We start from the raw sequence: 14,891 nt of genomic DNA, 5'->3' as shown, positions 1-14,891 counted from the left end.
CCCACCACCGATATCAACCGTGCTCTGGTGGCGGGCTGCTACTGAATAGTAAAGCTCCCCGGCCCGCCCCCGCCGGGGGTGCGGGCCGCAGCCGTGTACGGCGGCAGGGGGGCGCGGGGAACTGCGCGACAAGCCCCGGGGGCGTGGTCGTGAACCCCGGTGAACAAGCGGCAAAGACCCGCTCGCCCAAGTAGCGCGGCCTTGGGGTCCGCCCTACCGTGGCCGCATGATCGAGCTCGAGGGGCTGACCAAGCGGTACGGCGAGAAGGTGGCGGTCGATCAGCTGTCCTTCGCCGTCAGACCAGGCATCGTGACGGGGTTCCTCGGGCCCAACGGCGCCGGCAAGTCCACCACCATGCGGATGATGCTCGGGCTCGACCGGCCCACCGCGGGCGACGTACGGATCGACGGCCAGCACTACGACCACCTCAAGGACCCGCTGAAGTACATCGGCGCCCTGCTGGACGCCAAGGCCATGCACGGGGGCCGCAGCGCCTTCAACCACCTTCTCTGTCTCGCGCAGAGCAACGGCATCCCGAGGGCGCGGGTGGACGAGGTCCTCGACACGGTGGGACTGACCGCGGTCGCGCGGAAGAAGGCCAAGGGCTTCTCGCTGGGCATGGGCCAGCGGCTCGGCATCGCGGGCGCGCTGCTCGGCGACCCGCGGATCCTGATGTTCGACGAGCCGGTCAACGGCCTCGACCCCGAGGGCATCCACTGGATCCGCAACCTGATGAAGTCGCTGGCCGCCCAGGGGCGGACCGTCTTCGTGTCCAGCCACCTGATGAGCGAGATGGCGCTGACCGCCGACCACCTCGTCGTCATCGGACAGGGCCGGCTGCTGGCCGACACCTCCATGGCCGACTTCATCCAGCGCAACTCCCGGTCGTACGTCAGGATCCGCACCCCGCAGCGTGAACGGCTGCTCGACCTGCTGCACGAGGCCGGGATCACCGTCGTGGAGAGCGGCAGCGGCGCCCTGGAGGTGGACGGCGGCAAGTCCGAGCAGATCGGTGAGCTGGCCGCGCGTCACCAGCTCGTGCTGCACGAGCTGAGTCCCCAGCAGGCCTCCCTCGAAGAGGCGTTCATGCAGCTGACCGCGGAGTCGGTGGAATACCACGCGCACTCCGACACCCCGTCCCGCGAGTGGGGCGGCGACTGGCGGAAGGATTCCTGAGCATGGCGGCCTCCCAGGTCCTCAGGTCCGAGTGGACCAAGATCCGGTCCGTTGCGTCCACGGTCTGGACACTCGGCCTCGCCGCCGTCGTCACGATCGCGCTCGGCATCCTGATCTCACTGCTGTCCAAGAACGAGTTCGACAAGCTGGACACGAAGGACCGGCTCTCCTTCGACCCGACGTACATCAGCTTCGCCGGAATGAGCCTCGGTCAGCTCGCGATGATCGTGTTCGGGGTGCTGGTGGTCGGCAACGAGTACAGCACCGGCATGATCCGCACCTCGCTCGCCGCGGTCCCGCAGCGCGCCACGTTCCTCTTCAGCAAGGTCGCGGTGGCGACGGGGCTCGCGTTCGTGGTCGGCATCGTCACCAGCTTCGTCGCGTTCTTCCTCGGGCAGGCGACGCTCGGCACGCACCGGGCGTCGATCGGCGACCACGGGGTGCTGCGCGCGGTGATCGGCGGCGGGCTGTACATGACGCTCATCGCGGTGTTCTCGATGGGTGTGGCGACGATGCTGCGCAGTCCGATGCTCTCGCTGGGCATCCTGATGCCGTTCTTCTTCCTGATCTCCAACATCCTCGGCGCGGTCTCCGCGACCAAGAAGATCGGCCGCTATCTGCCCGACCAGGCCGGCAGCAAGATCATGCGGGTGGTGACCCCGATCGGCGACGACACCCCGTACGGGCCCTGGGGCGGCCTCGCGATCATGGTGTTCTGGGTGGCCGCGGCGCTCCTGGGGGGCTACGCGGTGCTCAAGAGGCGGGACGCCTAGGGTCCTGCCGTTCGGATCGGGTGACGGCGGCACGCGGGGCGGAGGACGGACGGCTGCGGGCCGCGGCAGGGCGGGTGTTCAGGGGGCGGGGCGGGTGACGTCGCCGTCGTCGGGCGGCGGCGGACCCTGGATCAGCCCGTCGAAGTCCGTCCAGCCCTCCCACCGCCACACGTCCCTGTCGAGGTCGGGCTGCAACGGCACGAAGCGGCCCAGTTCGAAGTCGCCGGCCTCCAGGTCGAACCAGCGCTCGTCGGCGACCTCGGTGCCCAGGCCCACGGTCCGCGCCGTCAGCCGCACCAGCAGCTTCACGCCGTGCGAACCGGTGAGGTCCTTGCCCTGGATGTGCCGGAACGGCAGCTCGGCCACCGGCGCCTGGACCGGTATCCACACCGTGAACGGCGCCCCGCGCTCGACCGCGAGCCAGTACCGCTCGTCGGCCGGCTCCCCCCTGGCGTCCAGGACCTTCAGCCACTGCTTGTAGATGACCAGGCTGCCGTCGTGCGGGGAGCGCTCCAGATAGCGCAGATGGGCACGGGCGCGCAGATCCACGACGGACAGGTTGTCGAAGCGGTTGTAGAAGCGGACGGCGATGATCGCGTCCTCGCTGTCCGCGTGGAGCCGCGAGTAGCCCGGGAAGTCGGCGGTCCAGGCGTGCGAGATGCTGGCCCGCTGCCGCCAGACGAACGGCCGCAGCGCGAACATCTTGATCAGCACGATGCCCAGCAGCACCGCGGGCACCAGGGCACCGGTGACGGAGGCGACCGTGGCGAGCAGCTGATGCGCGGTGCTGTCCGGTTCGGGCGACAGACTGTCCGTGCCGACGCTGGCCCGCAGCACCGCGAGACTGAGGTCGAGCAGCCGCTCCCCGTTCGAGAACCGCTCCGCCATCGAATGCGCGGAGTGCTCGGTCAGCGTCCAGGCCGTCGCGATGACGACGGAGAGCCCGGCCAGCGCGCCCAGCGTCATCAGCAGCAACGCGTGGACGGTCCGTCCGGCGATCCACCAGCGAACGGACGTACGGAAGCGCGGATGCGTCCGCCCCCGCCCCGCCGCTCCCCCGGCATCCGCCCCTTGTCTCGTACGCCTCAACTTGCTTCCCCCGTAACCGACTTCGTCCCCACTCGTAGAATGGGACGGCATGATTCCCGGTGTCCGTTCCGGCCAACCCTGCCGCGGTGGGCGAGACCGGGCCCCGCCCCGGGTACATCTCGCGTGAAAGGCTGTGCCCGTATCGCGCGACCACCCCCGAAGGGCGTCACCGTGACGACGAAGGACCGAAGCCTCCAGGCGCTGGGCCTGGACGACGTGCCCGCCAAGCAGCCGCTCACCTATCCGGGCCGCCCCACGCCCGAGCCCTCCCTGCTGACCGGCGGCGAGCTGCTCCAGCTCGACGTTCGGCCGCTGCGGCTCGGCGAGTGGTACGTGGAGGAGCGCCAGGCGCAGCAGCGGCTGGACGAGGCGCTGGCCGGCCTCGGCCAGGCCGGCACCGGCAACCGCCACCCGGTGATCGCGGTCGGTTCGAACGCCTCCCCGGGCCAGGTCGCCCACAAGCTCACCCGGCTCGGCATCCCGGCGACCGTTCCGATGGTGCCGGTGCGGGTGCACGGCATCGGGGTGGGGTGCTCGGGGCACATCAGTCCGGCGGGTTACGTGGCGGGGACGCCGTACGTCGACCGGGGCGCCGCGACCACGCTGGTCGTCACCTGGCTGGACCCGACGCAGCTGAAGGCGGTCGACGACACCGAGTTCCCGGACTACCGGCGGGCGATACTGCCCGGCGACGCGTTCGAGATGACGATGCCCTCCGGGGAGCGGCTCGGCGGCGCGTACATCTACTTCAGCGCGCACGGGGTGCTGGCGGACCCGGCCACCGGACGGCCGCGGCCGGGCGGCGGTGACCAGGCGGAGCTGCTCGCCGCGCTGCTCGCCGGCTCCGCCCGGCTGCGGGAGCTGCTCGGGCCCGATCCGGCGGCCTGGGTGCGGCGGGCCGGAGCCGACCGCGCGCTGCGCGAGCGGGGCACGCTCGTCTTCGGCGAGGAGGGCTGGGTACTGCCGCAGACGGACTTCCTGCCGTACGTCGACGACGCGGCCGAACTGCGGCTGTACGACGACCTGCCGCCCCTGGACGACTCGCTGCCGCACCGGGGCTGAGGGGACGCCGTCGCCGGGGTGCGCGCGGCCCGGCTCCGGGGTCCCCTTTCCGGCCTGACCTGGGACGACGAGTACCTGACAAGATCGGGGGCGGAGGCGGGACCTCCCCGTCGATGCCTTTCGTGCCCGTCCCCCGCGTGACCTGCACGGTTTTACTTTCTCTTGAGCGGAACCGTCAGCGCCCCGATATCCTCCTAAGCCTTACGGGGGCGTGCGCCCCGACGTCCTGAACCTTTCGATGGGTGCGGAGCATGATCGAGGCAGTCGGCCTGACGAAGCGCTACGGCGCCAAGACGGCCGTGTACAACCTTTCCTTCCAGGTGCGGCCGGGCGCCGTCACCGGCTTCCTCGGGCCCAACGGCTCCGGCAAGTCGACGACGATGCGGATGATCCTCGGCCTCGACAACCCCTCCGCGGGCCGGGTGACGATCGGCGGCTTCCCGTACCGCAAGCTGCCGAACGCGCCCCGCCAGGTCGGCGCGCTCCTCGACGCCAAGGCCGTGCACGGCGGCCGGCACGCCCGCAACCACCTGCTCTGCCTCGCCCAGCTGTCGGGCATCCCGGCCCGCCGGGTGGACGAGGTGCTCGGTGTGGTCGGTCTCCAGGACGTGGCCAGGAAACGCTCCAAGGGCTTCTCGCTCGGTATGGGGCAGCGGCTCGGCATCGCCGCCGCGCTGCTCGGCGACCCGCAGGTGCTGCTCTTCGACGAACCGGTCAACGGTCTCGACCCCGAGGGCATCCTCTGGGTCCGCAACCTCATGAAGGCGCTCGCGGCGGAGGGCCGTACGGTCTTCGTCTCCTCGCACCTGATGAGCGAGATGGCGCTGACCGCCGACCATCTGATCGTGATCGGCCGCGGCCAGCTGCTCGCCGACCAGAACATCAAGGACTTCATCTCGCACAACTCGGCCGACTTCGCCCGGGTCCGCACCCCGGACACGGAGCCGCAGCAGCGCGAGAAGCTGACGGCCGCGCTGACCGAGGCGGGCGGCCAGGTCCTGCCCGAGCAGGACGGCGGCCTGCGGGTCACCGGACTGCCGCTGCCCCGCATCAGCGACCTCGCGCACGCCGCCGACGTACGCCTGTGGGAACTGTCGCCGCACCAGGCCTCGTTGGAGGAGGCGTACATGCGGATGACACAGGGCGCCGTCGACTACCGCTCGACGACCGACCAGCGGGCCGGGCTCCAGCAGCAGCTCCCGCCGGGTGCCGTGCCGCCGCCGCACCTGCCGGTGGCGGGCCAGGGCCAGCCGGGCTGGTACGCCCCGCCGCCGCCCCAGCACGGCGGACAGCCGCCCTTCGCGATGCCCCAGGGACAGCCCCAGGCCGGCCCGTACGCCGCTCCCGTCGCCCCCGGTGCGGGTCACGGTCCGTACGGCGCCCCGGCCGCCCCCGGTGCCGCGGACGTCAACCCGTACGCCGCTCCGCAGGCCCCCGCGGGGACCCCGGCGCCCGCCGCCCCGGCACCCGCGCCCGCCGCCGACCTGACCAAGCCCGAGGACGCCCGATGAGCACGCCCCAGCCCCCGATGCCGCAGCAGACCGCCGCTGCCCCCGAATGGCACCCGGCGCCCGGCACGTCGTACACCTCGCCGATCCCGATCACCCGCACCCACCTCGGGCACGCGCTCACCTCGGAGTGGACGAAGATCAGGTCGGTGCGCTCCACGCTGTGGACGCTCGGCATCTTCCTGCTGCTGGTGATCGGCATCGGCTTCCTGGTCGCCGCGCAGACCACGAACGAGGACTTCGGCGACGTGCCGTACACGATCCCGGCGTTCTTCGGCCTGATGCTCGGGCAGATATGCCTGATCACGCTGGGCGTGCTGGTCGTCTCGTCCGAGTACGGCACCGGCATGATCCGCACGACGTTCACGGCCTCGCCGCAGCGGCACCGGGTGCTCGCCGCGAAGCTGATCATCTTCTTCGCGGTGGCGTTCGTCGTCTCGGCCTTCGCGATCGGGCTGGTCGGCCTGATCACCGAGGGGATGCACAGCCAACCGTCCCCGGTGCCGTGGGGCGGCACCGTCGTGATGGGTGCGCTGTACGTGTCGCTGCTCGGCGTCCTGGCGCTCGCGGTGGGCTCGATGCTGCGTCACTCGGCGGGCGCGATCACCACGATGCTCGGCGTCGTGCTGGTGCCCGCGATCATGCCGGCGTTCCTGATGATGTCCGAGAGCATGCGGACGCTCGGCGAGAAGATGCAGGAGTACAACGCCCCCAACGCCCTCGCCCGGATCTTCCAGATCGACCGGGAGAGCGGCCACGGCGGCGCGCAGCTCGGCCTGCTCGCCGGAGTGACGGCGGCCGCCATCGTCGGCGCCTTCGTCCTCCTGGACCGCCGGGACGTGTGACGCCCCGAACCCCCACAGGAACCTGAAGTCGCCTAGAACCTGGGCGCGTTACGGGACCGCTGCACCCGCGTGGTGCGGCGGTCCTTCGCGTTCCAGCAGGCCTTGTGCCAGTGACGGCGTTCGTCGACGCCCGAGTGCTCCGGCCAGGCCACCACGTGCGGGAGGCCGGAGGGGATCATCTGGTCGCAGCCCGGGCAGCGGTAGGTCTTGCCCTGCGCGCTGGCGCCCGCCACATGACGCACGCTCCACTCCTCGCCCTGCCAGCTCTCCGTGGACTGCCAGCCGCCGTACCGCCCGGAGCGGTCGTCCTCCGCGCTCCGGCCGGAGGGGTCGGAACCCTTGGAACGGTTGCGACGCGGGGACACAGGACACCTCACGGAGCTGTACAGGGGGCAGGGGCCTCGTCCAGCCTACGCGGCACCCACAGGGGTACGCGTACCTCACAACCCACCCGGATCGCCCTCCCGTCGGAGCATTCTGCAGACAATCCGGAAATCTCTCCGACAAGCCGTGTCTTCGGCACGTGTCGGACGGTTATGCGGTCGGGGGAGCTCCGCGTCGGAGCCGAGGAAGCAGGAAGCACCATGCACGTTGGAAGTTTTGTACTGGCGGCCCAGTTCCCCGGACAGGGCCAGGGAGAGGCGCTGCACCGGGCGGTGCGGACGGCCGAGGTCGCGGAGGCGTCCGGGCTCGACGCGGTGTGGCTGGCGGAGCACCACTTCGTGCCGTACGGGACGTGCCCGTCGGCCGTCACCCTCGCCGCCCTGCTGCTCGGCCGCACCAGCCGCATCCGCGTCGGCACCGCGGTGAGCGTACTGCCCACCGTCCACCCGGTGGCGCTCGGCGAGCAGGCCGCGCTGCTGCACGTGACGTCCGGCGGCCGCTTCTCGCTGGGCGTGGGACGCGGCGGCCCCTGGGTCGACCTGGAGGTCTTCGGCTCGGGCCTGGAGGCGTACGAGAAGGGGTTCCCCGAATCACTCGACCTGCTGATGCGCTGGCTGCGCGACCCGTCCGTGGAGGCCCACGGCGAGCGCTTCGCCTTCCGGGAGGTCCCCGTCGTCCCCAGGCCCTCGGAGGCGCTGAGCGGCTCCGCCGGCCCCGAGGTCGTGGTCGCCTGCACCTCGCCGGCGAGTGTGCGGCTGGCGGCCGAACGCGGACTGCCGATGCTCCTCGGCATGCACGTCGGTGACGAGGAGAAGGCCGAAATGGTGGCCCTGTGGCGGCAGTACGCGCGTGTGGCGGGACGCTCCGCGGACGAGATCCGCGCCGCGGCCCATGTCTCCGCCGGCGTCTGCCAGATCGCGGACCGCCGCACCGACGCCGTGGAGACGCTCCTCAAGGCCATGCCGGGCTGGCTGAAGCAGGGACTGGACGCCCATGTGACGGTCGACGGCCGTGCTCGCTCGATGCGGGACCCGCACGCGTACACCGAACTGCTCTGCGGGCTGCACCCGGTGGGCACCCCGCGGCTGTGCGCGGACCGGCTCGCGGCGACCGCGGAGCGGACCGGCATCTCCCGCTTCGCCCTGCTCGTCGAGGGCTCGGGCGACCTTGCGGCGACGGAGGAGAACGTGCGCAGGCTCGGCGCCGAGGTACTTCCCCACCTCGGCTGAGCCCCGCACGCGGGAAGCTTGCCGCCCCGGTACAGATGCACCTCCCGCGTACGGAGCGGCAAGCAGTGCGGCATCAAGGCGTCAGCAGTCGCGGAACTCCGGCGACTGGTTCAGCAACTGACTGCGCACCGAGGTGAAGCGTGCCAGTGTGTCGTCCACTGAGGCGTCCAGTGGGAACACCGCCACCCGGTGGCAGTTCTGGAAGGCCAGCCGCACACCGAAGTGCCGCTGCAGCGCGCCGCGTATCGCGTCACTCGCGAGCGCACGCAGCAGCTGGCCACGTGCCTGCTCGTCCGGCGGAGGCGTCTGGTTGTCGGCGAAGTTGCCGCCGTCCACCTTCAGCTGAGCCACCAGGGAGCTGATCATCTCCCATGCGTAGGGCAGGGAGGTCCGGACGCAGTCGACGAATTCAGCTTCGTCGACCTCGCCTCGCTCGGCCTTTTCGAGTAGGGCCGGTGAGACGTCGAGCGACATGGGTTCTCCTCTCGCACCCCCAGAGCGCGGGGGTTGCCGGACAGATGAGGGAACTCGCGATCTCCAACACGCTGAGTACACGCATCGCGACCTCCCGTTTATACGGTAAGCAACGGACCGTGACGGCACCAGGAGAATGCGCACATAGTGAACTCCCACTAGGCACACAATCAGCCACCACCGAACAGGCGTCTTCCAGGGCGAATCGCGTCGACCTGTGCCCGTCGAGTAGCGTTGCCGACCATGCGTCTCGTCATTGCCCGCTGCTCCGTTGACTACGCGGGCCGGCTCACCGCCCATCTCCCGTCGGCCCCCCGCCTCATCCTGGTGAAGGCGGACGGCAGCGTCTCGATCCACGCGGACGACCGCGCCTACAAGCCCCTCAACTGGATGTCGCCGCCGTGCACCCTGAAGGAGGGCGCGGGCGAGGAGGAGGGCGTCTGGACCGTCATCAACAAGGCGGGCGAGAAACTCATCATCACGATGGAGGAGATCCTGCACGACTCCTCGCACGAACTCGGCGTCGATCCCGGCCTGATCAAGGACGGCGTGGAAGCGCACCTCCAGGAGCTCCTCGCGGACCGCATCGACACCCTCGGCGAGGGCTACACGCTCATCCGCCGCGAGTACATGACGGCCATCGGTCCCGTCGACATCCTGTGCCGCGACGCCGAGGGCCGCACCGTCGCCATCGAGATCAAGCGGCGCGGTGAGATCGACGGCGTGGAGCAGCTCACCCGCTACCTCGAACTCCTCAACCGCGACCCGCACCTCGCGCCGGTCCGCGGCATCTTCGCCGCCCAGGAGATCAAGCCGCAGGCCCGCGTCCTCGCCACGGACCGCGGCATCGGCTGCACGGTCCTGGACTACAACGCGCTGCGCGGCATCGAGGACGACAAACTGCGCCTGTTCTGACGCGCGCCGCCGAGACCTCGGCGCCGACGCGCACGAACGCACAGGAGAGGGCCGGGTCCGAGGACGGACCCGGCCCTCTCCTCCGATTCCGGCCTCAGATCACCGCGCCGCCCGGAGACCCGGCGCCGCTCGACGGCACACCGGCGGAACTGCTCTCCGGGGCGCCGACGGTGGCGGTGCCGGCCGGTGCGCCGGGGCCGCTCGCGGTGTCGGTGGTGGACGGCTGCGTCGACGGACTGGGGGTGCCGGAGGGCGACGGCGAGGAGGAGCTCGTCGACGGCTTCGGCGTGGAAGGGCTCGTGGACGGCCTCGACGGGGACGACGACGGCTTGGCCGTCGTCGGCTTCGAGGTCGGCTTGGACGGCGACTTCGACGGCTTCCCGCCCGATCCGTGCGTTCCGCTCGGGTCGTCCGACGGCTTCGCGTCGGCAGGCGGCGTCGGGTCGTCCGACGTCCCGTACGTGCCGTCCGGACCGGGATCGGTCGGCGTGCTCACCACGCCCGGGCCCTTCCCGCCGTCGTCCTCGCCCTTCTTCGGCTGTTCCGCGCCGAGACTGCCCTCGTCGGCGCCCTGGCTCGCCGAGGGGTTGACCCCGACCTTCTCGGACGGGGTGTCGCTGTTGTTGTTCGAGGTCGCGCCGAGCGTCACCACGGTGCCGAGCACGGCCACCAGGAGCGCGCCCGCGCCCGCCGCGACCAGGTTGCGGCGGGTACCGCTCACCAGCCGCCCGGCGACCCCCACGTGCTTGTCCGGACCCGGCTGCGACCGGTGGGTGAGCAGCGTCGAGGCCTCGCCGTACGGATCGGAGAGCGCCACCAGGGGGAACGCGGACGGTACGCCACCGGGCGGCGAGGCGGACTCCTCGTGCCGCGCGTCGGGCACCTCCTCGCCCGCCGTCGCGAGGACGCCGGGCAGGACCTCGCCGGAGCGGTCGGCGACCAGCGCGAGGGCGCGGCGGCCCGCCACGGTGCCCCGCTTGTCGGCGAGGGCGCCGCGCAGCCCGATGGAGGCCTCCAGCTCGGCGCGGGCCCGGTCCAGCTGGCCTTCGCAGAGTGCGAGGATGCCCAACTCGTGGTGGAAGTAGGCCTGTTCGCCGACGACCCCGGCGAGCTGGGAGGCCTCGGCGCCGGCCCTCAGGGCCCGCTCCCAGGCGCTCCAGTGCAGCCCGGCGGCGAACGCGGGCGCGGCCGTGTGCGCCAGCAGCACGGCCGGGTTCTCCTCCTCCTCGTCGGCCGGGGCCGTGCTGAGCGGGACCAGCACCCCGAGCGCGGCGAGCACGGCGTCGGCCTCGGCGCAGACCCGCTCCGGGGTCACCGAGGGGTGTCCGGCCCACCAGGTGTAGTGCTGGGCCGCGGCGCGGGCCTGCTCCTCGATGTCGTCGGCGTAACCGGCGGTCTCCAGCTGCGCCTGCACACCGGCCGCGAGCCGGTAGCGGGAGCCGACCGGGGAGACCAGCGAGCAGCTCGCCAGTTCGGCGAGCGCGGCGTCGGCGTGGGTGTCGCCCATGAGGGCGGGCAGATGCGCCTGGTGCGGCACCTCGCCCCCCAGGGCGACGGCGAACCGCAGGGTGGCGCGGGCCGACTCGCTGAGCCGGGACGCGAGCAGGGAGGCGGGGGCCGCGCCCTCGGCGAGCGAGGGCAGCGGTATCGCGGGGCCCTCCTCGCCGTCCGCGGACGCCTCCGCCGGGGCGTCCTCGAAGTAGCCGTACGCGTCGAAGGCGCCCGGGTCGGCGCTCAGCTGGTCGCGCTGCCGCAGCAGCGCGCCGGCCTGCATGAAGCGCAGCGGGAGTCCCTCGGACTCGAACCACAGGTCGCCCGCCCAGTTCGCCTCCTCCTCGGTGAGCGCGCGTCCGACGGCACGCTCCAGGAGTTCGAGGCCGCCGCCGCGCCCGAGGCCGCCGAGGTACACCTCTTCGACGAGGGAGTCGGCGGTCGGCGCGGGGATGTCGGGGGTCGAGGCGACGAGGAACGCGCACTCGGGTGTGGCGTCGAGGAGCTCGTCCAGCGCGGCACCGCCGATCTCCGCGTCGTCGAGGACGACGACCGCGCCGATCGCGTGGACGAGCTCGCTCAGCTCGTCCCGTTCCGGACGGTGCAGGGGCGCGCGGTACACGGCGGCGAAGAGGTCGTGCAGGAGGTCGTCGGCGCCGCGCCGGTAGCCGGAGAGACGGACGACGCCGTCGGGCGCGAGGTCCGCGCAGTCCTCGGCGACGGCTTGGAGCAGGCTGGTGCGGCCCGAGCCGGCGGGGCCGGTGAGGCGTACGGAGCGTCCGCGCGCCAGCAGGCGGACCAGCTGTTCGCGCTCCTCCTGGCGCTCCAGGAGCGGCAGTCGGGGCTGGGCGGGTCCCGCCGGTACGGGCGGCTGGGCGGCCCTGCTCAGTTCGGCACGCTCGGCGGCGGTGAACTTCACGGGGCGCTGCGGACGCTCGTCCGGCGGGCAGGTCTTTATCTCGCTGCCGTCGACGGGATTGACGGTGAGCAGGAAGTCGCCCGAGACCAGCTGGACGGTACGGGCCAGTGCGGGCGTGTGCTGCCCGAGGTCTGTCGCGAGCGGATCGCGTGGCGGGCGCGGGCGAGGCGCCCGACCGTCGTCGTGGACGTACTCCTCGGATTCCCGGTTGTTCGGGTCCATGTTCCAAGCCCCCCAAAAGCGTCGTGTGCCGAGCCCCTCCCGGCCGTGGTGCACACCGCGCTGTCGCTTCTGGTCCGGTGCCCGCTCTCAGGGTTTCGGGCGGCGGGCAGCCGAACCCTAAACCTTCGCACAGTATCCAGGAACAGCCGGGGTACCGCGCGGCCCGAGACGTCACAGCTTCATGAGGATTGTGCGCGTCGTACGTTTCGTACGCCGCTCAGGTGGTACGTCGCCCGGGGCGCGCACGCCGGGGCTCACCCGGCCGGCTCCGCACGGGGGTCCGCGACCGGGTCACACCCGGGGCAGGGACTCGACCCCGATGCCGCCCTCGATCGCGAGGATCCGGTGCAGCCGGGTGGCCACCAGCAGACGCTGCATCTGCGGTGGTACGCCGCGCAGCACGAGCCGGCGGCCGCACCGCCCGGCCCGTCGGTGGGCGCCCATGATGACACCGAGCCCGGTGGCGTCCCAGGAGTCCAGCTCGGACAGGTCGAGCACCAGGTCGCCGGTTCCGTCGTCGACGGCCGAGTGCAGGACCGTACGGGCGTCCGCCGCGCTGCGTACGTCGAGGCGGCCCCCGACGACCACCTCGGCGTGGTCGCCCCTGATGTACATATGCGCTCCCCGGGAGTGCGTCTCGTACGCTGCGTCAGCCTGCGTCTTCCGTGTGCACCGTCTGACTGCCCTGAGGGCGCAGAGGTTGCCGTCTGTAAGCGAACCGATACCGAATTCACCTCATGGGGTGATGCTCCTGAGGTGCACGCGGTTTCAGTGCTTGTAGAAGCCCTGCCCGCTCTTGCGCCCGATGTCACCGGCGTCAACCATCCGGCGCATCAGCTCCGGCGGGGCGAACTTCTCGTCCTGGGTCTCGGTGTAGATGTTGCCGGTGGCGTGCAGCAGGATGTCCACGCCGGTCAGGTCGGCCGTGGCGAGTGGTCCCATGGCGTGTCCGAAGCCCAGCTTGCAGGCCAGGTCGATGTCCTCCGCGCTCGCCACGCCGGATTCGTACAGCTTGGTCGCCTCGACGACGAGGGCCGAGATGAGACGGGTCGTCACGAAGCCGGCCACGTCACGGTTGACGACGATGCACGTCTTGCCGACGGACTCGGCGAACTCCTTCGCGGTGGCGAGGGTCTCGTCGCTCGTCTTGTAACCGCGCACCAGTTCGCACAGCTGCATCATCGGCACCGGCGAGAAGAAGTGGACCCCGACGACCCGCTCGGGGTGCTCGGTGGCCGCCGCGATCTTGGTGATCGGGATCGCGGAGGTGTTGGAGGCGAGGACGGCGTCGGGTCGGACGATCTTGTCCAGGGTCCGGAAGATCTCGTGCTTGACCTCGAGCTTCTCGAACACCGCCTCGACCACGACGTCCGCGTCCGCGGCGTCGTCGAGGTCGGTGGTCGGGGTGATCCGGGCGAGCGCGGCGTCGGCGTCGTGCGCCTCCATCCTGCCCTTGCTCACGAACCGGTCGTAGGAGGCCTTGATCCCGTCCGTGCCACGCTTCAGCGCCTCGTCGGTGACGTCGCGCAGGACGACGTCCCAGCCCGCCTGCGCGGACACCTGGGCGATGCCGGACCCCATCAGGCCGGCTCCGATGACGGCGAGCTTCCGTGCCACTGTGCGACTCCCCTGACGCGCTGTATAAGTCTGTCTCTCCGGCGGACACTAGCGCTCGTGACGGCCTGTGTGACCGGTAAGTAATGCGCGTCACGTCTCATCTGACGGACATCACACCGGATGGCTCATACCGCGTCGCGCACCCCGTAGTTGAGCCCCTTCCCGCCCAACAGGCGCCGTGCCCCGTCGAGGAGGACGACCGCTCCGCGCGGCAGTTCGTCCGGATTGCGGCCGGCCCCGTCTCCCGCCCGAGGCCCCCGCCGACCGCCCGCCCGACGTCCCCGCCGACCGCCCGGCGGAGCTCCCCCTCCGGCCACTGCGCCGTCCGGTGGACGCGGCGCACGACGGCCGCGTCGACGCGGCGCCGGCGCCCACGGCCCCCGCGGTGTCCCGGCCGTCTCCGGCCCCCCTCTGTGCCCACCGTGACGGCGGGCACACCTGCCCTCCGGAAGGCCGGGGCCTAACTACGCTGACCCCATGGTCAATCTGACGCGCATCTACACCAGGACCGGCGACCAGGGCACCACCGCCCTCGGGGACATGAGCCGGGTCCCCAAGACCGATCTGCGGATCTCGGCGTACGCGGACGCCAACGAGGCGAACGCGGTGCTCGGTACGGCCATCGCGCTCGGCGGGCTCGCCGAGGACGTCGTGACCGTCCTCACCCGTGTGCAGAACGACCTGTTCGACGTGGGCGCCGACCTGTCGACCCCCGTGGCCGAGAACCCCGCGTACCCGCCCCTGCGCGTCGAGCAGTTCTACATCGACCGGCTGGAGGCGGACTGCGACCGCTTCAACGAGGAACTGGAGAAACTCCGCTCCTTCATCCTGCCCGGCGGTACGCCCGGCGCGGCACTGCTGCACCAGGCGTGCACGGTGGTGCGGCGTGCCGAGCGCTCGACGTGGGCCGCTCTCGAAGCGCACGGCGAGCTGATGAACCCGCTGACCGCCACCTACCTCAACCGCCTCTCCGACCTGCTCTTCATCCTGGCGCGGACGGCGAACAAGGCGACCGGCGACGTCCTGTGGGTGCCCGGCGGGGAACGCTGACCCACCCCGGTCCCGGAAAGGCCGGGGGGGGGGGGGGGGCGGGGCGCGCCGCACGGGCCCCACCCCGACCCACGCCCGCGGGGGGGCGGGCGGGGCCGGGCCAGGGGGGAAGGAAGGAGAAGAATGTTTAGAGAGG

The 14,891-nt window shown here is 71.7% G+C and carries 14 protein-coding genes; 8 read left to right on the top strand and 6 right to left on the bottom strand.

Annotated features, from left to right (window positions below; genetic code table 11):
• Positions 1–226: 226 nt before the first annotated feature.
• Both ACFV2J_RS41605 and ACFV2J_RS41600 read left to right on the top strand, forming a co-directional pair.
• On the top strand, positions 227–1,177 hold the full coding sequence (locus ACFV2J_RS41605) for an ABC transporter ATP-binding protein (protein WP_385092472.1): 951 nt from the start codon (positions 227–229) through the stop codon (positions 1,175–1,177).
• A gap of 2 nt (positions 1,178–1,179) precedes the next feature.
• Positions 1,180–1,950 carry an ABC transporter permease gene (locus ACFV2J_RS41600; RefSeq protein WP_385092474.1) on the top strand — a complete coding sequence of 257 codons (771 nt, stop codon included), beginning with the start codon at positions 1,180–1,182 and terminating at the stop codon, positions 1,948–1,950.
• A gap of 78 nt (positions 1,951–2,028) precedes the next feature.
• Here the strand turns inward: ACFV2J_RS41600 and ACFV2J_RS41595 are convergent, their stop codons facing one another.
• Complete coding sequence (locus ACFV2J_RS41595; protein ID WP_385092477.1) at positions 2,029–2,925, bottom strand: hypothetical protein; 897 nt, start codon at positions 2,923–2,925, stop codon at positions 2,029–2,031.
• 285 nt (positions 2,926–3,210) lie between these two features.
• Here ACFV2J_RS41595 and ACFV2J_RS41590 point away from each other — a divergent pair, with 285 nt between their 5' ends.
• The 3 genes from ACFV2J_RS41590 to ACFV2J_RS41580 all read left to right on the top strand — a co-directional run bounded on the left by ACFV2J_RS41590 (position 3,211) and on the right by ACFV2J_RS41580 (position 6,454).
• The gene (locus ACFV2J_RS41590) at positions 3,211–4,101 is read left to right on the top strand and encodes a hypothetical protein (protein ID WP_385092480.1); all 891 of its coding nucleotides are present in this window, start codon (positions 3,211–3,213) and stop codon (positions 4,099–4,101) included.
• Positions 4,102–4,352: 251 nt separating this feature from the next.
• Positions 4,353–5,612: an ABC transporter ATP-binding protein gene (locus ACFV2J_RS41585; RefSeq protein WP_385092483.1), complete on the top strand. Its 1,260-nt coding sequence runs from the start codon at positions 4,353–4,355 to the stop codon at positions 5,610–5,612.
• A complete protein-coding gene (locus tag ACFV2J_RS41580) occupies positions 5,609–6,454 on the top strand; it encodes an ABC transporter permease (protein WP_385092486.1) in 846 nt (281 codons plus the stop codon). The genes ACFV2J_RS41585 and ACFV2J_RS41580 overlap by 4 nt, the downstream gene beginning before the upstream one ends.
• Positions 6,455–6,486: 32 nt before the next feature.
• Here ACFV2J_RS41580 and ACFV2J_RS41575 read toward each other — a convergent pair whose 3' ends face one another.
• On the bottom strand, positions 6,487–6,819 hold the full coding sequence (locus tag ACFV2J_RS41575) for an ATP/GTP-binding protein (protein ID WP_385092489.1): 333 nt from the start codon (positions 6,817–6,819) through the stop codon (positions 6,487–6,489).
• Between the two features lie 219 nt (positions 6,820–7,038).
• Here ACFV2J_RS41575 and ACFV2J_RS41570 point away from each other — a divergent pair, with 219 nt between their 5' ends.
• Positions 7,039–8,067, top strand: coding sequence for an LLM class flavin-dependent oxidoreductase (locus ACFV2J_RS41570; protein WP_385092492.1), 1,029 nt, complete (start codon positions 7,039–7,041; stop codon positions 8,065–8,067).
• Between the two features lie 81 nt (positions 8,068–8,148).
• Here ACFV2J_RS41570 and ACFV2J_RS41565 read toward each other — a convergent pair whose 3' ends face one another.
• Positions 8,149–8,541 (bottom strand): SCO5389 family protein, encoded by a 393-nt coding sequence (locus ACFV2J_RS41565; RefSeq protein WP_101400700.1) that lies wholly within the window; start codon positions 8,539–8,541, stop codon positions 8,149–8,151.
• Positions 8,542–8,784: 243 nt separating this feature from the next.
• On the opposite strand from ACFV2J_RS41565, the gene nucS reads away from it, so the two are divergent.
• The gene (nucS, locus tag ACFV2J_RS41560) at positions 8,785–9,456 is read left to right on the top strand and encodes an endonuclease NucS (RefSeq protein WP_385092495.1); all 672 of its coding nucleotides are present in this window, start codon (positions 8,785–8,787) and stop codon (positions 9,454–9,456) included.
• A 94-nt stretch (positions 9,457–9,550) separates the two neighbouring features.
• Here nucS and ACFV2J_RS41555 read toward each other — a convergent pair whose 3' ends face one another.
• From ACFV2J_RS41555 to ACFV2J_RS41545, 3 genes are all read right to left on the bottom strand, one after another.
• Positions 9,551–12,088, bottom strand: a complete 2,538-nt coding sequence (locus ACFV2J_RS41555; protein ID WP_385443674.1) for an ATP-binding protein — start codon at positions 12,086–12,088, stop codon at positions 9,551–9,553.
• A 291-nt stretch (positions 12,089–12,379) separates the two neighbouring features.
• The gene (locus ACFV2J_RS41550) at positions 12,380–12,703 is read right to left on the bottom strand and encodes an STAS domain-containing protein (protein WP_153288568.1); all 324 of its coding nucleotides are present in this window, start codon (positions 12,701–12,703) and stop codon (positions 12,380–12,382) included.
• Between the two features lie 153 nt (positions 12,704–12,856).
• The gene (locus ACFV2J_RS41545) at positions 12,857–13,705 is read right to left on the bottom strand and encodes a 3-hydroxyacyl-CoA dehydrogenase family protein (protein WP_385096216.1); all 849 of its coding nucleotides are present in this window, start codon (positions 13,703–13,705) and stop codon (positions 12,857–12,859) included.
• Positions 13,706–14,182: 477 nt separating this feature from the next.
• Here ACFV2J_RS41545 and ACFV2J_RS41540 point away from each other — a divergent pair, with 477 nt between their 5' ends.
• Entirely contained in the window at positions 14,183–14,755 is a 573-nt protein-coding gene (locus ACFV2J_RS41540) for a cob(I)yrinic acid a,c-diamide adenosyltransferase (RefSeq protein ID WP_385096213.1), read from the top strand.
• Positions 14,756–14,891 lie beyond the last annotated feature (136 nt).

This window comes from Streptomyces sp. NPDC059668 (genome assembly GCF_042734135.1).
Lineage (GTDB): Bacteria > Actinomycetota > Actinomycetes > Streptomycetales > Streptomycetaceae > Streptomyces.
The sequence above is the reverse complement of the archived record's forward strand: the minus strand, read 5'-3'. Positions and strand labels throughout refer to the sequence as shown.